The sequence below is a fragment of the Lentzea sp. NPDC042327 genome, from assembly GCF_040647275.1.
In the GTDB taxonomy this organism is placed as follows: domain Bacteria; phylum Actinomycetota; class Actinomycetes; order Mycobacteriales; family Pseudonocardiaceae; genus Lentzea.
In genome coordinates this window covers 60,016-82,006 of the sequence record NZ_JBEZBX010000012.1, presented here as the reverse complement: position 1 = coordinate 82,006, position 21,991 = coordinate 60,016, and the positions used below count along the sequence as shown (strand labels likewise).

Here is a 21,991-nt window from a genome sequence, read left to right as displayed (position 1 = left end):
ACCTGCGATCCCTTGTGATCACCACAAAACTGACATACGGTTCCGAAGCTGACACGCGATTCCGTGAGGAGGTTCCCGATGGTCCACGACGCGGTCGTCGTCGGTGCCGGGTTCGGCGGCATGGGTGCCGCGATCCAGCTCAGGCGGCTGGGGATGCGCGACCTGCTGGTCCTGGAGCGGGAGGACGACCTCGGCGGCACCTGGCACGTCAACCGCTACCCCGGCCTCGCGGTCGACATCCCCTCCCCGACGTACTCCTACTCGTTCGAGCCGAACCCGCACTGGTCGCGGCTCTTCGCGCCGGGCGAGGAGCTCAAGCGCTACGCCGAGCACGTGGCCGCGAAGTACGACCTGCGCCGGTCGATGCGGTTCGGCACGACCGTCACGGGTGCGGTCTGGCGGGACGACCACTGGGAGGTGCGGACCGCGGACGGCTCGGTCGTGGCGGCGCGGTACCTCGTGACGGCGACCGGGTTCCTGTCGATGCCCAGGACGCCGGACGTCCCCGGCATCGAGACCTTCGCCGGCCGGGTCGTCCACACCGCCGCGTGGGAGCCGGTCGACCTGACCGGCGAGCGGGTGGCGGTGATCGGCACCGGCGCCACGGCGGTCCAGCTGGTCCCGGAGCTGGCGAGGACGGCGGCGGCGCTGACCGTGTACCAGCGGACCCCGATCTGGGTGAGTCCCAAACCGGACTACCGCATCCCGCCGCCGGTGCGGCGGTTGTTCGCGCGGCTGCCGGTCGTCCAACGGGCCGTGCGCCGGCTCGGCAGCTCGGTGCTGGAGCTCATGATGATCTCCGGTGTCGTGCACTACCGGCAGCTGCGGGTCGCCAACCGGCTGGCAGAGCGGTGGTGCCGGGCGCACCTGCACCGCCAGGTCCGCGACCCCGGGCTGCGCCGCGCGCTCACCCCGGACTACTCCTTCGGCTGCAAGCGGCCGACGTTCTCCAACGACTACTTCCGCACGTTCACGCGTCCCCACGTCCACCTGGAGACGTCGCCGATCACGCGGGTCGACTCGTCCGGCATCGTCACCGCCGCCGGGCGCACCGAGATCGACGTGCTCGTGCTCGCGACCGGCTTCAACCTGTGGGACGTCAACTTCCCCGCGTTCGAGGTGCTCGGACGGGACGGCAGGGACCTGGGCACGTGGTGGCGGGAGAACCGGTTCCAGGCCTACGAGGGCGTGACCGTGCCGGGGTTCCCGAACCTGGTGTCGCTCAACAGCCCCTACTCCTACAGCGGCCTGTCGTACTTCACGACGATCGAGAGCCAGATGAAGCACATGGCCCGGTTGTTCACGGCGATGCGGTCACGCGGGGCGGACGTCTTCGAGGTGACCCAGCGGGCCAACGACGAGTTCCTGCACCGGATGCGGACGCGGGTCGCGGAGAACTCCGTGTTCTCACTGGGACAGTGCGCCACCTCGCGCAGCTACTACTTCAACCAGCACGGCGAGGCGACGCTGCTGCGACCGACCTCGACGATCAACGCGCACCGGGCTGCGGGGCGCTTTCCCTTGGAGCACTACCGGTTCGCGGTGTCAGCCCGGCCACGGGCGTGAGGGGCACCAACGGCGGCCGCTCCGCCGTGGTCGTCAGCTCGATCCGCCGCCCCTCCTCCCCCGCCCGGAGCACGGCCGTGATCGTCTCGAGCACGTGCAGCGCGAGCTCGTCGCCGGCGCGCGGCGCCCGCTGCCCGTCGGCTGCGACCAGGTCGAGCAGGCCGACTCCGCGCCCTGCTCCCGTGTAGCCCGCAGCGGCGGGAAGGGTCCGCCACCCGGTGCCGTCGAGCGGGAACAGGCGGGTCTCACCGTCGAAGTGGTTCGGGTCGGGTACCGCGAGCGTGCCGGTCTCACCGTGCACCTCGATCGGCACGGCGGTGGTGGTCACCCCGTCGAAACTGGTCGTGATGGTCGAGAGCGCACCGCTGACGTGTTCGAGCACGCCGGAGACGTGGGTGTCTACCTCGACCGGGACCCGCTCACCGGTCCGCGGCCCGGACCCGATGACGCGCTCGCTGCGCAGGCGGCTGACCGCGCCGACCACCGCACGCACCGGGCCGAGCAGGTGGATCAGCGCGGTGAGGTAGTACGGCCCCATGTCCGCCAGCGGACCGCCCCCCGCGGTGTAGTAGAAATCGGGGTTGGGGTGCCAGCGCTCGTGCCCCGGCGTGACCATCACGGCCGACGCGGAGAGCGGGCGCCCGATGAGCCCGCTGTCGATCGCGGCCCGCGCGGTCTGCGTGCCCGTGCCGAGAACGGTGTCCGGCGCGCACCCGACCCGGACACCGGCCGCGGCGGCCCGGTCGACGATCGCCCGGCCGTCCGCGAAGGTGACGGCGAGCGGTTTCTCGCCGAAGACGTTCTTGCCCGCGTCGATCGCCCGGAACGCGATCTCCGCGTGGGCCGCGGGCACGGTCAGGTTGAGGACCGTGTCGACGTCCGCCCTGCCGAGCAGGCCCTCGACGCTGACCGCCTCGGCACCCGGCAACTCGGCCGCAACCGCCGCCGCGCGGGTGGTGTCGAGATCGGCGACCGCGGTGACGCGCACCGCCGGGTGGCCGCGGAGCGTGTCCAGGTACTGCCCGGAGATGAACCCGAGCCCTACGATTCCGACGCGGTGCGGGTCGCCCACGACATCCCCCTCGTGATGACGGTGCGGACAGCGGGGTGCCGCAGGACGTCCAAGCTGTGCCCCGGCGTCGTCACCACGATCCGCCCTGCACCCCACTGCCGCGTCCAGATTGCCGGGCAGGTGACCGGCCGGTGCCACGGGTGCCACGGCCGGACCGGGTGGGTGGTGGTGGCCAGCACGTCGACCAGGTCGTCGTGCAGCACCCAGTACTGCTCGGTGACCAGCTCGAAGTCCTCGACGCCCGCGGTGATCGGGTGCTCCCGGCCGAGCGCGGTGATGGTCACCTCGTGCGGCAGGAAGTTGTCCTCCGGCCCACCCTGGCGTTCGCACGGCTCCTTGCCCGGATGCGTGACGAACTGCCCACCCACCAGGTGCAGGTAGTCCGCCGACGCGCGGAACGAGTCCGCAATGCCGCCGTGCCATCCCGTGAACCCGGTGCCGGCCTCGACCGCCGAGCGCAACCCGCTCAGTTCCTCGTCGGTGATATCCGACATCGTCATGCACTGCACGACGAGGTCGGTGCGCGCCATCTCGGCGGCGTCGGCGTACACCTCGGTCGACTCCTCGACCCGCACGGCGTAACCGCTGTCCTCCAGGAAGGGGATGAACAACTCGGTGGCCTCCACCGGTTGGTGGCCTTCCCAGCCACCGCGGACCACCAACGCACTCGGCCGTGCCACGCCACCCCCCGGTAACCGCTTTCCACACCTGGCTGAACAGTGCCTCGAACGGCACCGGTGGTCAAGAACTTCCCAGCCTCCGCACCGGTCGGCGCCGAGAACGGCTGCCGGGCAGCTCCCCTGCGCTGAACGGCGCCGCGTTTGAACCGGCCGCTCCCGTGGTATCGACCAAGACCATTTGTTTCCCGTATGGAGGGTGCTCATGCAGATCCAGGTCAACACCGACCACAACATCCACGGTGGCGAAGGACTGGCCGCCTATGTGACCACCGACCTGGAGAGCGGCCTGTCCCGGTTCAGCGAATGGCTGACCTGGGTGGAGGTGCACCTCAGCGAGGACGGGGGCACCACCCCGGAGGACAAGAAGTGCGTGATCGACGCGCGGCCGAAGGGCAAGCAGCCGGTCGCGGTCACCCACCACGCGACCACCGTGGACGACGCGTACGCGGGCGCGGCGCAGAAGCTGGTGAGGGCGTTGGACTCCCGCTACGCCCGCGCCCGCGACCACAAGGGCAGTGACAGCATCCGCCACATGCCCGCTCCCGAGGACCCGGAGCTGGTCGGCGTGATCGAGGACGAGCCCAAGGGCTGATCGGCGCATCTCCGGCCGCCCATCCGGGCCGCTGCCTTTGCCGGCGTCTGCAAGTACCACCAACTCAACATCAACCTGATTCGACAGGTGGCGAACAGGTTGGTGGTAGTTGGCGGCGATTTGATCAAGTGTTGGTGGTACTTGCAGACACCTGGGCAGCAACGAGGGGGCGGGAAAGGCTTCTGGCCGGGTGCTCAGACCGGCTTGCTGAAGTGGAACGCCGCGATCACGTACCCGGCGGAGAAGTAGCGGCTGTGGGCCTCGTGCCGGTGCGTGCCGGAGTCCAGGTGCACCTGACCGCACCCGAGCCGGCGGGCCTCCTCGTCGACCCAGCGCAGCAGCGCTCCCCCGTGGCCCTGCCTGCGCACGGCGGGCAGGGTGCTCAGGTCGTCGATGTAGAGGTGGTAGCCCACGTAGAGGTTCGTCAGCGGACGGAACCCGGCCACCGCGACGACCTTCCCGTCCGCGTCGAACGAACCGACCAGCCGGTAGCCCTCCTTGCGCTGCACCCGCACCGCCGCCACGAACTCGTCCGCGGAGACGAGGTGTGCCCGCAGCTCCCGCATCGCCTCGAATGCCAGGGCGGTGTTCTCGTCGTCGAGCTCGGCAACGGTGTGCGTCGTCATGCCGACGATCATCACGGCAAGAAGTGGCCTCTCAGAAGACCCAGTTCACAAGATTTCTGAGAGGCCACTTCCCAGAGGCGACTACGGGGTCAGGTTGAGGCTCCACGTGTCGAGGGTGCCGGTGTCGGACGAGGCCAGGTCGCGCACGCGGAGCTTCCACGTGCCGTTCGCGGTCTCAGCGGACAGGTCGGCGGTGTAGCTGCGGTCGATGTTGTCCGCGCTGCCGCCGCTGCGGTTGTGCAGCACGTACGCCGTGCCGTCCGGTGCGATCAGGGACACCGTCAGGTCGCCGATGTAGGGGTGGACGATCCGCACGGCGACCGTCGCGGTGGCCGAGGGCGTGGCCGAGCAGCCGGAGATCACCAGGTCGCTGTCCACGGCCGCGCCCGCGTCGGGGATGGCGAGGTCGGTGCCGTTGGTGCCGTTGCAGCTCCCGCCGCCACCACCGGTGACCGTGAGGCCGTAGGTGGCGGTGCGCGACACCGAACCGGCCGCGGTGACCGTGACCGAGTAGGTGCCGGACGCGACCGACGCGGTGGTGTTGATCGTCAACGTCGAGCTGCCACCGGTGCTCACCGACGCCGGGCTGAACGACGCCGTCGCGCCCGAGGGCAGGCCGGAGGCCGACAGCTGCACGGTCTGCGCGTTGCCGCTCACCGTCTGGGTCGCGACGGTGGCCGAGACCGGCGAACCCGCCGCCACCGAGCCGGACGTCGGCGACACGGCGACGGAGAAGTCCGCGCCGGGGGTGCTGCTGCCGACCGCGGACTTCCACAGGGTGTAGGCGATGCCGTCGACCGCGCGGTTGAGGTGGGTGTCGCTGATGTTGGCCGTCGTGTCGCAGGAGGAGTGGTAGCACGGGTCGAACGCGCGGCCCGCGGTGCCGCCCCACTTCGTCGCCTGGGCCGAGGTCTTGGTGGCGCTGGCGCCCATCGCGTAGCCGGAGGCCGGGATGCCCGCGTTGGTGAACGACGCGTCGTCGGACCGGTTGCGGCCCTCGGTGTTCTCCTCGGGCTGCAGGCCCAGCGAGTCCCAGTAGGCCTTCATGTGCACGGACTGGGTGGAGTTGATGTTGTTGATGAAGTAGCCGCCGTTGACGGAACCGACCATGTCGAAGTTGTAGTAGGTCTTGATCTTCGAACGTTCGGTCGACGGCAGCTGCGAGACGTAGAAGCGCGAGCCGTTGAGGCCCTGCTCCTCGTCGGTCCACCAGGCGAACCGGACCTTGTTCAGCATCGCCGGGTTGCTGCGGGAGAGCACGAGCGCGGTCTCCAGCAGCGCCGCGGAGCCCGAGCCGTTGTCGTTGATGCCGGGACCGGCGGACACGCCGTCGAGGTGGGCGCCGAACATGTAGACGTTGCTCGCGTTGCCGCCGGGCCACTCGGCGATCACGTTCGGGCCGGCGCCGGTGGAGCAGCCGGAGGTGCAGGCCTGTTCGGACACCGTGAACCCGGCCGCGGTCAGCTTGTCCTTCACGTAGGCGACCGAGGCGCGGTAGCCGGCCGTGGTCGAACGGCGGTTGCCGCCGTTCTGGGAGGCGATGGTGGCGAACTGGGTCAGGTGCGCCTTGACCGCCGCGACGTCGACGTCGGGGATCTGCGGGCCGGTGCCGCCGGTGACCGTCAGCGTGTAGGTCGCGGTCTTGGTGGTGCCGCCCGCGGCCCGGACGGTGATCGGGTAGGTGCCCGACGCGGTCGAGGACGTGGTGCTGACCGACAGCGTGGAGCTCGCGCCCGTGGTGACCGAGGCCGGGCTGAACGACGCGGTGGCGCCGGAGGGCAGGCCGGTGGCGGTCAGCTGCACGGTCTGCGCCTGGCCGGCCGTCGTCTGGGTCGAGACGGTGGCCGAGGCCGACGAGCCCGCGGCGACCGAGCCGGACGTGGGCGACACGGCGACGGAGAAGTCGCCGGCCGGGGTGGAGCCGCCGAGGTTCAGCGACCAGGAGTCGATCCGGCCGACGTCGTTGGTCGCGTTGTCGTTGACCCGCAGCTTCCAGGTGCCGTTCGAGGTCTCGGCCGACAGGTCGACGGTGTAGGTCTGGTCGATGTTGTCCGCGGAGCCACCGCTGCGGTTGTGCAGGGGGTAGGTGGAGCCGTCCGGGGCGACCAGCGTCACCGCGAGGTCGCCGATGTAGGTGTGGACGATCTTCACCGGGACCGTGCTGGTGGCGGACGGTGCCGAGGGGCAGTCGGTGATGGTGAGCGGAGACTCGACGGTGGTGTTGTCACCGATCGCGACGTCACCGTCGTTGGTGCCCGAACAGCCGGCCTGGGCCGTGGCGGAGGCGGGCAGGGCGACCGCCGCGGCGACGATTGCCGCCAGTGCCGTGCCGAGCAGGGGTCTTCTTCGCACGGTGGAGCTCCTTCGCAGGGTCTGCAGGTTTGCAGGGTCTGGCGAAGGTAGCTCCGCGGAGCGCTGACGACATCCGGTCGTTCGGAGGGTTGTGGTGCGGGTTCAGCCCGGCAGCGCCGTGCCGGGGGTGCGGGCGACCAGCGCGGCGGCCGCGATCAGGTCCCAGCCGGGCGCGTACTCGTTGCCGGTCTCCAGGTGCGGTGCGTGCTTCTCGTAGCGGTCGAGCAGTTCTAGCACCGACTCGAAGACCGCGCGGTCGGGGTGCTCCGGCCGGACACCGCAGCAGTGCCGCGCCAGGTCGAGCATCTGGCCGGGCGACTCGCCGCGCTTGGTGGCCTCCACCCCGGCCGCGAGGTACACGTACAGGCGTTCCAGCAACGGGTCCAGCACCGGCACCCGGCCGGGCGCCGGACCGAGGTCGGGGGCGTCCCGCCGTTCCACCAGCCGCAGCGCGTTGCCGCCCAGCACGCCCGCGACCTGCTCGTCGTCCAGGCCGGCGTACCGGGCGCAGCGTGCGGCCGCGTGCGCGCCCCACAGCGCCGTCGAGTACGGCACGTCGCTGCCGAACAACACCCGTCCGGGTGGCATCGTGGCGAGCGCGACGACCAGGTCGGTCGGGCTCCACCAGGACGTGTCGAGGTACAGGTTGTCCACCGGGTGCCCGGACAGCCACGCCAGGTCCGTGAGCGCGGCGTGCGCCAGCACGAACCGGGCACGGGGGTAGCGGCGCAGCACCGCGAGCAGCGTGTCGCCGAACGGGTCGATCTCGGGTCCGGCGTGCACCACGACGGGCAGCGTCAGCTCATGCGCCAGGCCGAACACCCCGTGCAACCGGTCGTCGTCGAGGGCGAACTCGTCGCTGGCCGGGTGGAGCTTGATCCCCCGCGCACCCGCCCGCACGCACCGCAGCGCCTCCGCCTCCGCGTCGTCACCGGGCGCCACCCGGCAGAACGCGACCACCGGTGACTGCGCGGCGGCGATCACCGCGTCGTTGGCACGGCGGTAGCCCTTCGGCTCGGTCAGCGGGAACACCGCCGCGGCCGCGTCCACTTCGGACAGGGCGTCCAGCAGCTGGTCGAAGGTGCAGGAGAACCCGCTCGGGTCGTTCGTGCCCACGTGCGTGTGGATGTCGAACAACGGCGCCGTCTCCCCGAGCGCCTCCCACCACGGCCGCACCAGGTCGTCTGCGTACACACCTCACCCCGTTCCTGTCCGTGCGCGAATGCCCGGTGGGGTCACGGGCAAACTCCGGTCGTTTTTCCCCGACCCGGCCGGGTAGCCGACGCACATGAGCGAACAACTCCCGATTTCCGGCTACGACCAGCTGACGCTCGGCGACCTCAAGCACCGCATCCGGTCGCTGGACGAGCAGGACCTGCGGCGGGTGCGCGAGCACGAGGAGGCGCACGGCAACCGCACACCGGTGCTGGAGGTCGTCGACGAACGGTTGCGGCAGCTCGCGGACGGCGCCGAACCGGCAGGCGGCGACCAGCGCAACACGCCACCGGCGGACGGCACGGCCGGCGGGTCGCCGGTGTCGCCCCAGCAGTCCCCGGACGGCAACACCCCGTTGCGGCACGGCGTGTACCAGCAGACACCGGCCCGTGGCCGCTGATGCCCGTGGGGGTGCGGTGACCGCACCCCCACGGGACCTGCTCACAGCTTGAAGACCGACCGCACGCAGCCGTCGTCCTTCTTCTTGAAGATGTCGTAGCCGTGTGCGCCCTCGCTCAACGGCATGACGTGGGTCGCCAGGTGGTTCGTGACGAGCTCGCCGGTGGCGATGCGGTCGAGCAGCGCCGGGATGTAGCGCTGGCCGTGTTGCTGTGCGCCGCGCACGGTCAGACCCTTGTTCATCATGGCGCCCAGCGGGAACTTGTCCACGAACCCGGTGAACACGCCCAGCACGAACACCGACCCGCCCTTGCGGCAGTTGTAGATCGCCTCGCGCACGGCGATCGGCCGGTCCGTTTCGAGCTTCAGCTTGCTCTTCACCTGGTCGTAGGCGTACTGCGGCCCCGTCGAGTGCGCCTCGCAGCCGACCGCCTCGATGCACACGTCCGGTCCGCGCCCGCCGGTGGCCTCCAGCAGCGCGTCACCGACGGAGGTGTTCTCGTAGTTGATGGTCTCAACGCCGAACAGCTGTTCCGCCTGGCGCAGCCGGTAGTCGAACCGGTCGATCACCAGGACCCGTTCCGCGCCGAGCAGTTGGGCCGCACGGGCAGCCATCTGCCCGACGGCGCCGCACCCCCACACAGCGACGACGTCACCGGGTTTCACACCGCCGAGGTCGGCGCCCATCCAGCCCGTCGCTGCCGAGTCCGACGTGAACAGCGCGCTCATGTCGTCGACCGCTTCGGGGATGGGGATGGCGGTGTGGTCGGCGAACGGCACGCGCACGTACTCGGCGTGGCTGCCGCGGAAGCCGCCCATCGCGTGCGAGTAGCCGAAGATGCCGCCGGGGTTGGCGCCCCAGAGGCCCTGGGTGATGGCCGGGTTGGTGTTGGTGTTGTCGCACAACGAGTACAGCTCGTTGCGGCAGTACCAGCAGCGGCCGCAGGCGATGAACGAGCACACGACGACGCGGTCGCCCGGCCGGTGCCGCGTGACACCGGGCCCGACCTCGACCACCTCACCCATGAACTCGTGCCCGATCACGTCACCGGCCTGCATGAACGGGATGTGGCCGGTGAGCAGGTGCAGGTCGGAGCCGCACACGGTGCTCAGCCGGACCTTGAGGATCATGTCCTGGTCGTTCAGCAGCCGCGGGTCCGGCACGTCCTGCACGCGGACGTCGTTGATCCCCTCCCAGCACAACGCCTTCACAGCCGGCCACCTCCCCTTCCGGTCACCAGCTGCAGCGCCTTGCCCAGGGGGCCGGGGTGCGTCGGCGCGGTGTCGGGTTCGACCACCTCGCCGGCCTCCAGCACCGACTTCGCCCTGCGCAGCGCCTCCCGCAACTCGGCGCGGGACGCGTCGCCCAGTGGCTGCGCGACCAGTTCGGTGCCCTTGTCCCCTGCGGCCGCGCGGATGCTGATCTCGGCCTGGTCCCGCCACGGCCCGGTCAGGTCCGGTAACGCCGCCTGCACGTCGGTGGGAGCGCGGTCGACCGTGACGGTCAGCGGCCGCTCCCCCTTCCCCTGCGCCTGCCGCCGGCGCCGCGCCACCGCCGCCGCGGTCACCACGCCCGCGGCCAGCAGCGCTTTCCCTGCTGAGTTCATGGTTTCTGCCTCTCTCGGAGCGCGAGAGCCGTGAGTACCCGACGTTGCGCGGAACAACCGGGTTCGACCGGATCTGCGCGGGTATGACTCCGGTGCCGAACAAAACACTGGAGGTATCAATGGCAACGGGTGAAACCGGGTTCGACGACGTCACCTACGACCTGATCTCCGTGCAGTACCACGCGCTCAAGGCCGGTCACGACTACGGCCAGTACGTGCGGGACGCCGACAACGCGGGCCGTCAGGACATCGCGGACTTCTTCCGGCGCGTGATGGAGGAGGACTCCGCCCGCGCCCGGCAGTGCCACGAGTTCATCAAGGAGCTGTCGGGTTCGAGCGACTCCGGGCCCGCGGTCAGCTGACCGCGCCGCCCAGCTCCACCCCACCGGTGATGATCAGCAGCGCCACGTCGAGGACCGCCACCGCGAGCAGTGCGGTGAAGTTCGCCCGCGACCCCGGCCGTCGTCCGCGCAGCCTGCCGAGCACGAGGATCAGCACCGACAACGGCACCGCCACGAGCCCCGCCGCAGTGACGGGGCCGGGCGGGCCGACCGCGAGGACCACTCCGGTGATCACCGCCAGCGCGGCTGCAACGCACGCGCTGGCGGTTCCGCCGATGCGGTGCGGCAACCCGCGCACGCCGGTCGCCGCGTCGTCGTCGAGGTCCGGGATGACGTTGGCGAAGTGGGCGGCGCTGCCGAGCACGGCGGCCGCCGCCATGAGCCACAGCGGTGGCCACCGCCCGTCCGGACCGCCCAGCGTCACGAACGCGGGCAGCAACCCGAACGAAAGCGCGTACGGCACAACGGAGAACGCCATGGCCTTGACCCCGAGGTCGTACGCCCACGCCGAACACAGCATCACGACGTGCAGCAGCGTTGCGTCCACACCGGACAGCAACGACAGTCCGACCGCGGCCACCGCGGCGACGACCGTCGCGACCGCCACCACCCGCCTCGACACCACGCCGGTGGCGACCGGTTTGTCCGCGCGGCCCACGCGCGCGTCCCGGCCGGCGTCGAGCAGGTCGTTGAGCCAGCCGACGGACAGCTGCCCGGCCAGCACCGCCGCCGCGACGGCCACCAGTCCGGCGGCCGACCGACCGACCGCCGCGGCCAGCACGGTGGCCACCACGGTGACCGCGACGGAGGGCAGCGGATGACAGGAACGCGCGAGAGCTTCGAGGCGACCCATGGGCCTCCAGTCTGCCAGTGGGCGGCCACCGCGCAGAACGATCTTGAACCGAACGACCCCGAGCTGTACGAACGGCTGGCCGCCGAGTGGTGGCGGCCGAGCGGCGCGTTCGTGATGCTGCACTGGCTCGCCGCCGCACGGGCCGCCCTGGTTCCACCGGCCGTTCCCGGTGCGGTGCTGGTCGACCTGGGCTGCGGTGCGGGCCTGCTCGCGCCGCACGTGCGCCGCTACCGGCACATCGGGGTCGACCTCTCCCACGAAGCACTGCGCCAGGCGGCCGAACGCGGCGTGCTGCCCGTCCGCGCGGACGTGCTCGCCGTGCCGCTGCCCGACGGGTGCGCCGACGTCGTCGTCGCCGGCGAGATCCTCGAACACGTCCCCGACCTGCCCGCGGCCGTCGCCGAGGCCTGCCGGGTGCTGCGCCCCGGTGGCCTGCTGGTGCTCGACACGCTGGCCGACACCGCGCTGTGCCGGCTGGTGGCCGTCGGGGTGGCGGAACGCGTGCTCGGCCTGGCGCCGCGCGGGGTGCACGACCCGGCGCTGTTCGTCGACCGGGCACTGCTGGTGCGCGAGTGCGCCCGGCACGGTGTGCGCCTGGTTCTGCGGGGTATCCGCCCCTCGTTGCCCGACCTGCTCACGTGGTTCGCGCGCCGCAGTCGGTCCGTCCGCATGGTGCCGACCGCGTCCACGGCCGTGCTCTTCCAGGGCGCCGGCCGCAAGAAGGGATGATCCGTGGACCTCCCCGCACTGGTTGACCGCATGTCCGGCCGCGCGTCGAAGTACGACGTGGCCGGGGAGTTCCCCGAGGAGGACTTCGCCGACCTGCGCTCCGCGGGCCTGCTCGGCCTGATGGTGCCGCAGCGGCTCGGTGGCACGGGTGCCTCGTTCGCCGACTACACCGACGTCGCCGTGCAGCTGGGCAGTGGCGCCGGGGCGACGGCGTTGATCTTCAACATGCACGCGTCGGTCACCGGCGCGCTCGCCCACACCCCCGACGAGCTGGTGCGCCAGTTCGGTGCGCCGGAGAGCTTCTTCGCCTCCCGCGACCGGGTGCTGGCCGCTGCCGCGGAAGGCGCCCTGTACGCGGTGGCGATGAGCGAACGCGGGGTCGGCTCGCGGCTGTCGCAGGTGCGGACCTCCTACGAGCGCACCGGTTCCGGTTTCCGGATCACCGGCGCGAAGACGTTCGTCTCCGGCGCGGGACACGCCGACGCCTACCTCGTGGCCGCGCGGGACAGCACGTCGGAGGAACCGAAGGTGTCGTACTTCCTCGTGCCGGCCGGCCCCGGCGTCGAGATCAGGCCCACCTGGGACGCGCTCGGGATGCGCGCCACCACGAGCCACGACCTCGACCTCGACGTCGAGGTGGGCGAGGACGCGCTGGTCGGCGGGATCGAGGGGGCCGCGCTGCTGCTGGCCCAGGTGATGCCGCAGTGGCTGGTCGCCTCCTACGCCGCGGTCTACGTGGGTGTCGCGCAGTCCGTGCTGCGGCACGGCGTGGCGCACCTGCGGGAACGCGGGCTGCACACGTTGCCGATGGTGCGCGCCCGGCTCGGGCGGGCCGACGTGGCGGTCGCCGCGGCCGAGCTGGTCGTGCGCAGGGCGGCGCGGCAGGTCACCGACGACCCCGGCAGCCCGGAGACGAACCGCTGGGTGTGGCGCGCGAAGCTCACCGCTGGAGACACGGCGGCGCAGGTGGCGTTCTCCGTGCTGGAGGCGGCGGGGGCGTCGGCGACCCGGCGCGGGCACCCGCTGGAACGGCTCTACCGCGACGCCCGCTGCGGTGCGCTGCAACCGGCGACGTCCGACGTGTGCGCCGACTGGCTCGGCGCGAGCGCACTGGGCGACAACCCGGACGAGGTGGCGCGCTGGTGACCGCGCACATCGCCGCGATCGGCACCGCGTTCCCGCCGGTGATCGAGCAGGACGCCGTGTGGGAGCACCACTTCAGCCCGTTGCTGGACGGCAGCAGGGCGGCCGGGCGGATCTTCGCGGCGGCCGGCGTGCAGCGCAGGCATGCCGTCGTGAGCCCGCTGGAGCTCGACGTGTCGGCGTGGACGACCGGTGAGCGGATGCGCCTGTACGACGAGCACGCGCGGCCGCTGGGGCACCAGGCCGTGACCGCCGCGCTGCGGTCGGCCGGTCTCGACGCGTCCGACGTCGGTCAGCTCACCGTCGTGTCGTGCACCGGCTACACGGCACCGGGCCTGGACGTGCAGCTGGCCGCGTCGCTGGAACTCCCCCAAGACGCCCAGCGGCTGCTCGTCGGGCACATGGGCTGCTACGCCGCGCTCCCCGCGCTCAGCTCCGTGGCCGACTACGTGACCGTGCACCGCCGTCCTGCGGTGCTGCTGTGCCTGGAGCTCACGTCACTGCACGTCCAACCTTCCACGAAAGACCTCCAGCAGGTCGTCACGCACGCGCTGTTCGGCGACGCGGCCACCGCGCTGGTCGTGCTGCCCGGTCAGGGCGGACTGGAGGTGGTCGGGACCGGTGCCGTCACCGATCCGGCCACCGCGGACCACATGACGTGGACCGTGACCGACCACGGGTTCCGGATGACGCTGTCCCCGCAGGTGCCCGACGTGCTGGGCAAGCACGTGCGGGACGCCGTGGAACGGCTGCTCGCCGAGCACGGCCTGACCGTGCCGCAGGTGCGCGGCTGGGCCGTGCACCCCGGTGGTCCGCGCATCCTCGACACCGTCGAGCACGAGCTCGGGCTGCCGCCGGACGCGCTGGAGCCGTCCCGGCGGGTGCTGCGCGAGCACGGCAACTGCTCGTCGCCGACCGTGCTGCTGGTGCTCGACGAGCTGGTGCGGGGCGCTGGGCTGCGACCGGGTGACCCGGTGGTGGCGATGGCGTTCGGCCCCGGTCTGACCCTGTACACCACTCTGCTGTCCGCGAGGTGACGCCGTGCGCTCCGTCGAAGGTCAGGTCGTGCTCATCACCGGAGGGTCGGCCGGCATCGGCCGCGTGACCGCGCGGCGGCTCGCCCGTCGCGGTGCCCGTGTGGCGATCTGCGGCCGTGACCAGGACCGGCTCACCGCCGCGGTGCAGGAGCTGCCCGGTGCCTGGGGCATGTGCTGCGACGTCACCGATCCGCGGGCGCGCGAGGAGCTGGTGCGCGGTGTCGTCGACCGGTTCGGCCGCATCGACGCCCTGGTGAACAACGCGGGGCAGGGCCGGGTCGCGAAGCTCGCCGAGCTGGACGCCGAGCAGGCGACCAGCCTCGTCGAGGTCAACTTCACGGCGGTGGTCGAGCTGACCCGGCTGGTGCTGCCGCACCTGGAGTCCCGCGGCGGGCACGTGGTGATGATGTCGTCGATCGGCGCGTGGGTGCCCGTGCCGCCGTTGTCGCTGTACTCGGCCACCAAGGCCGGTGTGCTGGGGCTGGCGGTCGGGTTGCGGCGCGAGGTGCCGCGAGGCGTGAAGGTGCACGCGGTCTGCCCCGGTCCGATCCGCACCGAGTGGCTCTCCCGCGACCTCAACGGCCGTCCGTCCGAGCAGGAGGCCCCGAACCGGCTGTCCGCGGGTTCGGCGCCGGAGGCCGTGGCCCGCGCGGTCGAGCGGTGCCTGACCGCGCGAACCTCCAGGACGATGGCCGCGCCGCGCTGGTGGGCCGTCGCACGCCTGGGTGCTCTCGCGCCGGTGAGCCGGGTGCTGGACCTCGTGGTCGCACCCGCCTCCACCACGATCGTCCGAGCCGCCCGACGCTACGGCCGCCACCTGAGCCCCTAGCCCGCCCCTCCGTTGTCGCCCCACGCATCTGCAAGTACCACCAACTCATGATCAAACCGCCGCTGACCACTACCAACATGGTCGCCGCCCGCCGGACCGGATCGGCGTGCGCAGGTGGCGGGAAACGCTGTTGGTAGTAGGAAAGTGCCTGTTGATGTTGAGTTGGGGGTACTTGCAGATGCCAGAAAAGCCAAGGGGCGGTTAGCGCCGGGACGGGGCGGCACCGCTCAGGGAGCTGGGTGCGTCGGGGTGGGCGTTCTCCTCGACGCTGACGCCGAGGCGTTCGACCAGTTCCCCGCCCAGCCAGCCACCGAGGCCGCCGGCCAGGAAACCCAGCCAGGCCACGACGATCGCGGGCCAGGTGGGGTGCCAGTCCGGCTCGCCCAGGCGCAGCAACCAGCTGATCGCGAACGCCACCAGCACCACGCCGTTCGACAGGCCGTGCAGCAACCCGATCCGCCGCGCTCGGGTGCCGCGCGGGACGACCAGCGCCCAGTCGAGCCAGCCCGTGGCGGCGGTGACCACCCCCATCAGCACGCCCGCGGCGATGAGGTGGGCGGCGGTGAACTGGAAGCTCACCCGGTCGGTGAGCAGGTACAGCACGTCGAAGCCGACCGCGGTGGTCAGCAGGCCCAACGGGAACACGATGAGGATGGGGTGGACGGCGTGGCCCGCGGCGCGGACGCGACTGCGCATGAGGTGCTCCTTCCGGAAGCGACTGCTGCCAGCAGGCGTACCCGGCGGCGGAGCGGATACCCCTCTCTCATGAACAACTCTGGCGTGAACACCCCTGGCGTGCCGATCGAGGAACTGCGGCGGTTCGTGCTGGACCGGCTCGACGAGGACGAACGCCGCCTGGCCGACGAGGAGCTGCCGCGGCTCGACGACGCCGAGCGCCGCGGCCGGTTGCGGGTCGTGCGCTCCGACGACGGCGCCGGGCTGCTCCTGCTGCCCGGCCCGGTGCAGGCGGCGGAGGAACGGGCGACGGTGCCGTTCCCGGAGAAGGTCGGCCTGCTGCGCACCGAGGTGGAGCAGACCGAGGACGAGGCGGTGCTGCGGCTGGTCGCGTCCGCCTACAACGAGCACCACGACTGGCAGGAGGAGTGGCGATGACGAGCCGCGCGCCCGAGCCCGACCGGGTGACCGCCGAGAGCGAGCTGGAGGACGCCGACATCGGCGGCGAGCACACCCGGCCCACCTACGCCGACGAGAACCCCGGCGGCCCGCACCGCGGACCCGACGAGTCCGAGCCCGACGACGAGGGCGGCATGGACCCGTGAGTCACTCCTCGACCTGCTGGGTGACCGTGCCGCGCACGAAGTACCGCTGGGCCACCAGGAACAGCAGGATCATCGGCACGGTGGCGACGACGCTGGCCGCCATCACCAGCTCCCACTGCGCCTCGCCGCCCTGGCCGAACCGGTCCAGCACCGCCTTCAGCCCGCGCGGCAACGTGTACAGCTCCGGCTCGCGCAGGTAGATCAGCGGCCGGATGAGGTCCGTCCAGGCGGCCTTGAGCTCGAACACGAACACGACGATCAAGCCGGGCCGGGCCAGCGGCAGTGCGAGGGACCGGAACTGCCGCCACGGTCCGGCGCCGTCGACCCGTGCCGCGTCGAACACCTCCGCGGGCAGGCCGAGGAAGAACTGGCGCAGCAGGAACACGTAGAACGCCGACCCGAACAGGTTGCCCGCCCACAGCGGGACCTGCGTGGTCGCGAGGCCGACCGCGTGCCACTCCAGGTACACCGGCACCATCGTGACGGCGGCGGGCAGCATCATCGTGGCGAGCACGAGCCCGAACAGGACACCGCGGCCGCGGAACCGGAAGCGGGCGAAGCCGAACGCCACGACCGCGCTCGACACCGTCGCCGCCGCGGCGGCCGCGAACCCGACCGCCACGCTGTTGCCCACCCACGCGAGCAACGGCACGGCCCGCCAGACCTCGGCGTAGTTCTCCGGCCGGAGCACCTCGGGCAGCAGGACGTTGTCGAAGACCTGCGAGCGGTCCTTCAGCGACGCGCTGACGAGCCACCAGAACGGGTACGCGAACAGCACCCCGACGGCGACCAGCGCCAGCACCACGGGCAGCCTGCGGATCATGACCGGTCCTCGTAGTGCACGTAGTCGCGCGAGAGCCGCACCTGCACGGCGGTGATCGCCGCGATCACCAGGAACAGCACCCACGCCAGCGCCGAGGCGTAGCCCATGCGCAGCGAGCCGAACGCCTCCTGGAACAGGTAGATCACGTAGAACAGCGCCGCGTCGCCCTCGGCCGGTGACGACGGGCGGGCGCCGAAGAACATCGTGTAGGCCTCGGTGAAGACCTGCAGCGACGCGATGGTGTTGACGATGACCGTGAAGTACACCGTGCCGCTGATGCCGGGCAGGGTGATGTGCCAGAACTGCCGCCACGGCGAGGCGCCGTCGAGCCTGGCTGCCTCGTAGCGCTCCCCCGGCACCCTGGTCAGCGCCGCCAGGTACAGCACGGCGGTGCTGCCGACGGTCCACAGGCTCATCAGCACCAGGCCCGGTTTGATCCAGTCCGGGTCGGTCGTCCACTGCGGACCGGTGAACCCGAACCAGCCCAGCACCGCGTTGACCGCGCCGTTCTGGCCGTTGAGCAGCAACAGGAACAACGCCGCCAGCGCGACCGGCGGGGTCATCGTGGGCAGGAACAGCACGGTGCGGAAGAACCCGGCGGACCGGCCGGCGCGGCGCAGCAGCGAGGCCAGCCCGAGAGCGAGCACGATCTGCAGCGGCACGTGCAGCAGCGTGAAGAAGACCGTGTTCCACAACGCGGTCGCCGCCCGGTCGTCGGTCAGGATCTCCCGGTAGTTCGACAGCCCGGTGAACCGCGTGGGCTTGAGCAGGTCGTAGTGGGTGAACGACAGGTACAGGCTGTAGAGCATCGGCCCGGCGGTGAGCAGCAGGAACCCGAGCACCCACGGCAACACGAACAACCAGCCCGCGCGGGCCTCCCGCGCGGTCGTCATCAGCGTCCTCCGACGCGGGTCAGCGCCCGGCCGGCCTCGCGTTGCGCCTGCGCCATCGACTCCTCGGGGCTCTGCTGACCGAGCAGCACCCTGGTGACCGCGGCCTCCCACGACCGCACGAGGTCGCTGGCAGCGGGGCTCGGTGGCAGCGCGAAGGCCTTGTCCTGCACGGACTGCAGCACTCGCACGCCCTGTTCGAGCACCCGGATGCCGCGCGGGTCGTAGACCTCGGCGAAGATCCTCTCGTCGGCGGCGCGGTTGGCGGTGAAGGTGCCGCTGTAAGGCTTCCCCTTCGCGGCCAGTGCGTCCCTGCGCGCCTTCGCGGCGGTGACCCACGTGTCGGTCGCGGTCATGGTGGTGATGAAGTCGCAGGCGAGGTCCGGGTGGCGGGCGCCCTTCGGGATCGCCCAGGCCTGCCCTCCTGCCTCGGTCAGCGGGGCACCGCGCCGGTCGGTCAACGGTGCGATCGTGACGTCGACGTCCGGCGAGTTGGCGGCGAGGGTGTTGACGTACCAGGAGTCCATCGCCATGGCGGCGACCTGGCCGGTGGCGATCTCGTTCTTCGCCCCGAAGGAGTCGAACGTGTCGCGGAACGCCTTGAACGCCGCCCAGCCACCCTGCTCGCGCACCAGCCCGGCGGTGTAGCGGACGGCCTCGACCACGCGCGGGTCGTCCAGGTGCGGTTCGTCGCCGAGCAGGTCGGCGCCGTTCGCCTTGGCCCACATGGCCACGAACTCCGGCATGCGCGGGTCGAACCCGATGCGCTGCACCCGGCCGTCCTGCACGCGGGCGAGCCGCGCGGTGACCTCGGCGAGAGCGTTCCAGTCCGTTGTGGACAGCCGGGCCGGGTCGACGCCGTTCTCGCGCAGCACCGGGTTGTTGAGGATCAGCACCCGGACGGTGAAGAAGTCCGGCACCCCGTACACGGTGCCCTCGTAGGTCACCTGCCGCACCGCCGCCTCGCGGTAACCGGCGAGGTCGACGCGGTGGCGGGCCAGGCACGGCCCGAGGTCCTGCACCGCTCCCCTGGCCGCGTACCCGCCGAGCTTGCGGCGGTCGGCGTAGACCAGGTCCGGCGGGTCGCCCGCGGCCACCGAGGAGAGGAACTGCTGCTCGTCGAACACGCCCTCGTTGACCCGCAGGTCGACCTCGGGCCGGTCAGCCTTGAAGACCGCCACGCGGGCGGTGGCGTGCTCGTCCGGCAGGCCGAAACCCATGGTGACGAGCGTGTTCGGCCGATCGGCCGCGCTGGGCCCGAGGCCTCCGCAGCCCGCGACGAACAGAACGGCCAGTGCTAAGGCCGGCCCCCTCATGCGCGGGCGGCGACCACGGCGCGACGGCCGCGGAGGTGGTTGCGCGCCGCCGTCAGCAGCGTCCGCGCCTCCATCAGCTCACCGTATTCCAGGTGGTCGTCAGCGGCGGCGACGTGGGCCAGCGCCTGCTGCGGCGCCGCAGGTGCGCTCAGCACCGCGCGCGCCAGGCACTTGCGGGCCTGTTCCGCCTGCAGCGCCAGGTCGGCGCCGCCGGTCGCGCGGAGGAGCACCAGGGCGTCGCAGATGGCCTGGTCGAGGGAGCGGTGCTGCACGGTGGCCACCTTCGGACAGTCGGGAACGGGAGCGCCGACTGCTTGACGCCGATCCCGGCTACCCGCGGTTCACGGGTGGCAAACGGGTTGTGCGCGGGAAAGTCGCGGTGTCCCCCGATCAGCCGCCGCGGTTGTCGACCGCGGAGCTCAGTGCCGCGGCGGCCTCGGCGAGCGCCCGGTCCGAGACCGGCTCGCCACCGGCCCGGTCCAGCAGGTCGTCCCTGGACACCACGGGCAGGGCGCCGCGCAGGTCGGGCCGGTCGAGCTCGGTGCTGCCGGCCACCACGTACCGGCCCTCCACGTGCACCAGCATCGCGTTGTGGCGCGGCGAGTCGAGCAGCTTCCTCAGGTCTTCGACGGGAACGGGCACGTCGTTCTCCTCTCGTCGCGCCACAACGGCGATGTGCGGGCGGTCAGTGACCGGTGGCCTCGTTGCCCACGCGCTGACCGGACTCCTTGGCGTGGCCGCCGACGTCCTGCGCCGCCTCGCGGGTGTGCTGGGCGGTGGTCTGCGCGGCGTCCGCTGCGACCTGCCTGACCTCACCGGCGGCGTCGGTCACCGAGGACGTCACGTCCTCCTTCAGGTGCTGAGCGGACTCGGTCAGCGCCTCCTTGGCCGGTTCGATCGCATCGCTGAAGGTGTCGGAGAGTTGCTGCACCGCCTGCTGTTCGGCGTCGGTGCGGGGCAGCACGGCCGCCAGCAGCAGTCCGGAGCCGAACGCGATCAGGCCGGCCGCGAGCGGACTGCCCTGCGTCTGGCGGGCGACCCGCTGCGGGGCCTCCTGCACCACCTGCGCGGCCTGCTGCGCGCGGTCCGCAACGGCCTGACCGGCCTGCTCGGCCCGTTCGGCCACGGCCTGCCCGGTGTTCTGCCCCTGTGCCCGCACGCTCTGGGCGGTGTCGCTCGCGGTTCCCATCACCCTGTCCTTCATCGCGGTCAGTCCCCGTCGCACGCCCTGCACCCGCCGTTCGGCGATGCGCTTCGGGCTGGTGTGGTCGACGAGCCGGTTCGCGTCGGCCCTCAGCTCGGCGCGGGTGACTTCGATGTCACGCCTTATTTGGTCGGGTGTTTCGCCCATTCCGCGTCCTCCTTCAGCGTTTCGACGGTGCGTTCGGGTTTCGGGTTGACGGTGCGCAGCTTGGCCCGCCCGCTGGTGTAGAGGACCGCGCCGGCGATGCCCCACAGCACGGCCACGATCAGCGCGGCCCAGCCCAGCGGCATGACCGCGCCGAGCGCGAACACGAGCGCGAAGCTCAGCAGCACCGTCGTGAGGTACCCGGCGAACCCGGCGGCGGCGAGCATGCCACCGGCCTTGCCGGCCTTGCTCGCCTCCTGCCGCAGCTCGGCCTTCGCCAGTTCGAGCTCCTGGCGCATCAGCTTCGACAGGTCACCGGTGAGCTCGCTGACCAGATCACCGAGCGACTCCTCGGTGCGGGCCTGCGGGTACTCAGGGCTCGACATGCGGCACCCCCGCCGCGGGCCGACCGGGCGCCGGGTTCGACGTGGCCGGGGCACCGTAGTCGGGCGTCGCGCCGTAGCCGGGGGTCTCACCGGTCACCTGCTGACCCGTGGTCCCGGCGTACCCGGAACTCTCGGTGTAGCCCTGCGTCCCGGTGTAGCCCTGCGTCCCGGAGTAGCCCTGCGTCGAGCCGTAGCCCGGGGACTCCGCATAGCCCTGCGTCGAGCCGTAGCCCGGCGACTCCGCATAACCCTGCGTCGAGCCGTAGCCCGGCGACTCCGCATAACCCTGCGTCGAGCCGTAGCCCGGCGTGGACGGGTATCCCGTGGGCTCGGTGTAGCCCGGTGCCAGGTCGGCGCGTTCCGACGTCACCGGCACGACGCCGCCGCCGGAGCGCTGCCCGCTCTGGCCGCCACCGGTCGCGCTCTTCGCGACACGGCCGATGAGGAACCCGGCCACCGCGGCGCCCAGCAGGAACGTGCCCGGCTTGCGCCGCGCGTAGTCCCGTGCGGAGTCGAGCAGCCCCTGCGCTCCTCGCTCGTCGAGGAACCGCGCGGCCTGGCGGCTCGTGTCGGCCGCGCTCTGGATCGCACCCGCCGACATCGAGTCGGACGACGCGCCGCCGGCCATCTCGCTCAGCTCGTCGGCGATGCGGCCAAGCTGCTTCGACACCCGCTGGGCCTGCTGCTCCGCCTCCGCCGCGACGCGGTCGCGCACGTCGTTGACGACGTGGCGGGTCTGCTGCTTCGCCTCCTGCGCCACGTGCGCGGCCTGGTCGCGCACTGTGCCGCCGACCTCGCCGGCTGCTTCCTTGGCGTGCTGCGCGACCTGGGAACCTTCGTCCCGGGCCGCGGTGCGCACTCCACCCATCTGGTTCTCGGTCACGGCTGACTCCTCAGCTCGTAGTCG

27 protein-coding genes are annotated in these 21,991 nt (G+C 71.8%); 10 read left to right on the top strand and 17 right to left on the bottom strand.

Annotated elements, in window-relative coordinates:
- Window positions 1-78: 78 nt before the first annotated feature.
- Window positions 79-1,566: an NAD(P)/FAD-dependent oxidoreductase gene (locus tag AB0A63_RS27960; protein WP_360396648.1), complete on the top strand. Its 1,488-nt coding sequence runs from the start codon at window positions 79-81 to the stop codon at window positions 1,564-1,566.
- Here AB0A63_RS27960 and AB0A63_RS27955 read toward each other — a convergent pair.
- Window positions 1,490-2,638 (bottom strand): Gfo/Idh/MocA family oxidoreductase, encoded by a 1,149-nt coding sequence (locus AB0A63_RS27955; RefSeq protein ID WP_360396647.1) that lies wholly within the window; start codon window positions 2,636-2,638, stop codon window positions 1,490-1,492. The genes AB0A63_RS27960 and AB0A63_RS27955 overlap by 77 nt on opposite strands.
- Window positions 2,608-3,318 (bottom strand): ThuA domain-containing protein, encoded by a 711-nt coding sequence (locus tag AB0A63_RS27950; protein ID WP_360396645.1) that lies wholly within the window; start codon window positions 3,316-3,318, stop codon window positions 2,608-2,610. Before AB0A63_RS27950 ends, AB0A63_RS27955 begins: the two co-directional genes overlap by 31 nt.
- A gap of 202 nt (window positions 3,319-3,520) precedes the next feature.
- Here AB0A63_RS27950 and AB0A63_RS27945 point away from each other — a divergent pair, with 202 nt between their 5' ends.
- Window positions 3,521-3,910: an HPF/RaiA family ribosome-associated protein gene (locus AB0A63_RS27945; RefSeq protein WP_360396643.1), complete on the top strand. Its 390-nt coding sequence runs from the start codon at window positions 3,521-3,523 to the stop codon at window positions 3,908-3,910.
- A gap of 194 nt (window positions 3,911-4,104) precedes the next feature.
- On the opposite strand, the gene AB0A63_RS27940 is transcribed toward AB0A63_RS27945, so the two are convergent.
- The 3 genes from AB0A63_RS27940 to AB0A63_RS27930 all read right to left on the bottom strand — a co-directional run bounded on the left by AB0A63_RS27940 (window position 4,105) and on the right by AB0A63_RS27930 (window position 8,082).
- Window positions 4,105-4,536 (bottom strand): GNAT family N-acetyltransferase, encoded by a 432-nt coding sequence (locus tag AB0A63_RS27940; protein ID WP_360396641.1) that lies wholly within the window; start codon window positions 4,534-4,536, stop codon window positions 4,105-4,107.
- 81 nt (window positions 4,537-4,617) lie between these two features.
- Window positions 4,618-6,888, bottom strand: coding sequence for a M28 family peptidase (locus AB0A63_RS27935; RefSeq protein ID WP_360396639.1), 2,271 nt, complete (start codon window positions 6,886-6,888; stop codon window positions 4,618-4,620).
- 102 nt (window positions 6,889-6,990) lie between these two features.
- Entirely contained in the window at window positions 6,991-8,082 is a 1,092-nt protein-coding gene (locus AB0A63_RS27930; protein WP_360396637.1) for an amidohydrolase family protein, read from the bottom strand.
- A 94-nt stretch (window positions 8,083-8,176) separates the two neighbouring features.
- Here AB0A63_RS27930 and AB0A63_RS27925 point away from each other — a divergent pair, with 94 nt between their 5' ends.
- Entirely contained in the window at window positions 8,177-8,503 is a 327-nt protein-coding gene (locus AB0A63_RS27925; RefSeq protein ID WP_360396635.1) for a hypothetical protein, read from the top strand.
- A 41-nt stretch (window positions 8,504-8,544) separates the two neighbouring features.
- Here the strand turns inward: AB0A63_RS27925 and AB0A63_RS27920 are convergent, their stop codons facing one another.
- Window positions 8,545-9,714, bottom strand: a complete 1,170-nt coding sequence (locus AB0A63_RS27920; protein ID WP_360396633.1) for a zinc-dependent alcohol dehydrogenase — start codon at window positions 9,712-9,714, stop codon at window positions 8,545-8,547.
- The gene (locus AB0A63_RS27915; RefSeq protein ID WP_360396631.1) at window positions 9,711-10,109 is read right to left on the bottom strand and encodes a hypothetical protein; all 399 of its coding nucleotides are present in this window, start codon (window positions 10,107-10,109) and stop codon (window positions 9,711-9,713) included. Before AB0A63_RS27915 ends, AB0A63_RS27920 begins: the two co-directional genes overlap by 4 nt.
- A 119-nt stretch (window positions 10,110-10,228) precedes the next feature.
- Here AB0A63_RS27915 and AB0A63_RS27910 point away from each other — a divergent pair, with 119 nt between their 5' ends.
- Window positions 10,229-10,471: an acyl carrier protein gene (locus AB0A63_RS27910; protein ID WP_360396629.1), complete on the top strand. Its 243-nt coding sequence runs from the start codon at window positions 10,229-10,231 to the stop codon at window positions 10,469-10,471.
- Here the strand turns inward: AB0A63_RS27910 and AB0A63_RS27905 are convergent.
- Window positions 10,464-11,303, bottom strand: a complete 840-nt coding sequence (locus AB0A63_RS27905) for a UbiA family prenyltransferase (protein ID WP_360396627.1) — start codon at window positions 11,301-11,303, stop codon at window positions 10,464-10,466. The two genes, AB0A63_RS27910 and AB0A63_RS27905, sit on opposite strands and share 8 nt — an antisense overlap.
- Here AB0A63_RS27905 and AB0A63_RS27900 point away from each other — a divergent pair.
- From AB0A63_RS27900 to AB0A63_RS27885, 4 genes are read left to right on the top strand one after another with little or no spacing between them, the layout of a single operon-like run.
- Window positions 11,268-12,032 carry a methyltransferase domain-containing protein gene (locus tag AB0A63_RS27900; RefSeq protein WP_360396625.1) on the top strand — a complete coding sequence of 255 codons (765 nt, stop codon included), beginning with the start codon at window positions 11,268-11,270 and terminating at the stop codon, window positions 12,030-12,032. The genes AB0A63_RS27905 and AB0A63_RS27900 overlap by 36 nt on opposite strands.
- A gap of 3 nt (window positions 12,033-12,035) precedes the next feature.
- Window positions 12,036-13,178 carry an acyl-CoA dehydrogenase family protein gene (locus AB0A63_RS27895; protein ID WP_360396623.1) on the top strand — a complete coding sequence of 381 codons (1,143 nt, stop codon included), beginning with the start codon at window positions 12,036-12,038 and terminating at the stop codon, window positions 13,176-13,178.
- A complete protein-coding gene (locus AB0A63_RS27890) occupies window positions 13,175-14,212 on the top strand; it encodes a type III polyketide synthase (protein WP_360396621.1) in 1,038 nt (345 codons plus the stop codon). Before AB0A63_RS27895 ends, AB0A63_RS27890 begins: the two co-directional genes overlap by 4 nt.
- A 4-nt stretch (window positions 14,213-14,216) precedes the next feature.
- Complete coding sequence (locus AB0A63_RS27885; RefSeq protein ID WP_360396619.1) at window positions 14,217-15,041, top strand: SDR family oxidoreductase; 825 nt, start codon at window positions 14,217-14,219, stop codon at window positions 15,039-15,041.
- A gap of 201 nt (window positions 15,042-15,242) precedes the next feature.
- Here AB0A63_RS27885 and AB0A63_RS27880 read toward each other — a convergent pair whose 3' ends face one another.
- Complete coding sequence (locus tag AB0A63_RS27880; RefSeq protein WP_360396617.1) at window positions 15,243-15,737, bottom strand: DUF2231 domain-containing protein; 495 nt, start codon at window positions 15,735-15,737, stop codon at window positions 15,243-15,245.
- 69 nt (window positions 15,738-15,806) lie between these two features.
- Between AB0A63_RS27880 and AB0A63_RS27875 the strand changes: the two genes are divergently transcribed.
- Entirely contained in the window at window positions 15,807-16,154 is a 348-nt protein-coding gene (locus AB0A63_RS27875) for a hypothetical protein (RefSeq protein WP_360396615.1), read from the top strand.
- A complete protein-coding gene (locus tag AB0A63_RS27870; RefSeq protein WP_360396613.1) occupies window positions 16,151-16,321 on the top strand; it encodes a hypothetical protein in 171 nt (56 codons plus the stop codon). Before AB0A63_RS27875 ends, AB0A63_RS27870 begins: the two co-directional genes overlap by 4 nt.
- 1 nt (window position 16,322) lies before the next feature.
- On the opposite strand, the gene AB0A63_RS27865 is transcribed toward AB0A63_RS27870, so the two are convergent.
- From AB0A63_RS27865 to AB0A63_RS27830, 8 genes are all read right to left on the bottom strand, one after another.
- A complete protein-coding gene (locus AB0A63_RS27865; protein WP_360396612.1) occupies window positions 16,323-17,144 on the bottom strand; it encodes a carbohydrate ABC transporter permease in 822 nt (273 codons plus the stop codon).
- The gene (locus AB0A63_RS27860) at window positions 17,141-18,037 is read right to left on the bottom strand and encodes a sugar ABC transporter permease (protein WP_360396610.1); all 897 of its coding nucleotides are present in this window, start codon (window positions 18,035-18,037) and stop codon (window positions 17,141-17,143) included. Before AB0A63_RS27860 ends, AB0A63_RS27865 begins: the two co-directional genes overlap by 4 nt.
- Window positions 18,037-19,254 carry an extracellular solute-binding protein gene (locus AB0A63_RS27855; protein WP_360396608.1) on the bottom strand — a complete coding sequence of 406 codons (1,218 nt, stop codon included), beginning with the start codon at window positions 19,252-19,254 and terminating at the stop codon, window positions 18,037-18,039. The genes AB0A63_RS27860 and AB0A63_RS27855 overlap by 1 nt, the downstream gene beginning before the upstream one ends.
- A gap of 92 nt (window positions 19,255-19,346) precedes the next feature.
- On the bottom strand, window positions 19,347-19,622 hold the full coding sequence (locus tag AB0A63_RS27850) for a hypothetical protein (RefSeq protein ID WP_360396606.1): 276 nt from the start codon (window positions 19,620-19,622) through the stop codon (window positions 19,347-19,349).
- Window positions 19,623-19,740: 118 nt separating this feature from the next.
- Complete coding sequence (locus tag AB0A63_RS27845; RefSeq protein ID WP_360396604.1) at window positions 19,741-19,992, bottom strand: hypothetical protein; 252 nt, start codon at window positions 19,990-19,992, stop codon at window positions 19,741-19,743.
- Window positions 19,993-20,035: 43 nt separating this feature from the next.
- A complete protein-coding gene (locus AB0A63_RS27840; RefSeq protein WP_360396602.1) occupies window positions 20,036-20,701 on the bottom strand; it encodes a DUF3618 domain-containing protein in 666 nt (221 codons plus the stop codon).
- Window positions 20,677-21,084 (bottom strand): phage holin family protein, encoded by a 408-nt coding sequence (locus AB0A63_RS27835; RefSeq protein WP_360396600.1) that lies wholly within the window; start codon window positions 21,082-21,084, stop codon window positions 20,677-20,679. The genes AB0A63_RS27840 and AB0A63_RS27835 overlap by 25 nt, the downstream gene beginning before the upstream one ends.
- Window positions 21,071-21,967: a hypothetical protein gene (locus tag AB0A63_RS27830; RefSeq protein WP_360396598.1), complete on the bottom strand. Its 897-nt coding sequence runs from the start codon at window positions 21,965-21,967 to the stop codon at window positions 21,071-21,073. Before AB0A63_RS27830 ends, AB0A63_RS27835 begins: the two co-directional genes overlap by 14 nt.
- Window positions 21,968-21,991: the final 24 nt, after the last annotated feature.

Coding starts and splice junctions, on each gene's coding strand:
- AB0A63_RS27960 (WP_360396648.1), top strand. CDS start 79: ATGGTCCACGACGCGGTCGTCGTCGGTGCCGGGTTCGGCGGCATGGGT.
- AB0A63_RS27945 (WP_360396643.1), top strand. CDS start 3,521: ATGCAGATCCAGGTCAACACCGACCACAACATCCACGGTGGCGAAGGA.
- AB0A63_RS27940 (WP_360396641.1), bottom strand. CDS start 4,536: ATGACGACGCACACCGTTGCCGAGCTCGACGACGAGAACACCGCCCTG.
- AB0A63_RS27925 (WP_360396635.1), top strand. CDS start 8,177: ATGAGCGAACAACTCCCGATTTCCGGCTACGACCAGCTGACGCTCGGC.
- AB0A63_RS27915 (WP_360396631.1), bottom strand. CDS start 10,109: ATGAACTCAGCAGGGAAAGCGCTGCTGGCCGCGGGCGTGGTGACCGCG.
- AB0A63_RS27910 (WP_360396629.1), top strand. CDS start 10,229: ATGGCAACGGGTGAAACCGGGTTCGACGACGTCACCTACGACCTGATC.
- AB0A63_RS27900 (WP_360396625.1), top strand. CDS start 11,268: ATGACAGGAACGCGCGAGAGCTTCGAGGCGACCCATGGGCCTCCAGTC.
- AB0A63_RS27905 (WP_360396627.1), bottom strand. CDS start 11,303: ATGGGTCGCCTCGAAGCTCTCGCGCGTTCCTGTCATCCGCTGCCCTCC.
- AB0A63_RS27880 (WP_360396617.1), bottom strand. CDS start 15,737: ATGCGCAGTCGCGTCCGCGCCGCGGGCCACGCCGTCCACCCCATCCTC.
- AB0A63_RS27875 (WP_360396615.1), top strand. CDS start 15,807: ATGAACAACTCTGGCGTGAACACCCCTGGCGTGCCGATCGAGGAACTG.
- AB0A63_RS27870 (WP_360396613.1), top strand. CDS start 16,151: ATGACGAGCCGCGCGCCCGAGCCCGACCGGGTGACCGCCGAGAGCGAG.
- AB0A63_RS27865 (WP_360396612.1), bottom strand. CDS start 17,144: ATGATCCGCAGGCTGCCCGTGGTGCTGGCGCTGGTCGCCGTCGGGGTG.
- AB0A63_RS27860 (WP_360396610.1), bottom strand. CDS start 18,037: ATGACGACCGCGCGGGAGGCCCGCGCGGGCTGGTTGTTCGTGTTGCCG.
- AB0A63_RS27855 (WP_360396608.1), bottom strand. CDS start 19,254: ATGGGTTTCGGCCTGCCGGACGAGCACGCCACCGCCCGCGTGGCGGTC.
- AB0A63_RS27840 (WP_360396602.1), bottom strand. CDS start 20,701: ATGGGCGAAACACCCGACCAAATAAGGCGTGACATCGAAGTCACCCGC.
- AB0A63_RS27835 (WP_360396600.1), bottom strand. CDS start 21,084: ATGTCGAGCCCTGAGTACCCGCAGGCCCGCACCGAGGAGTCGCTCGGT.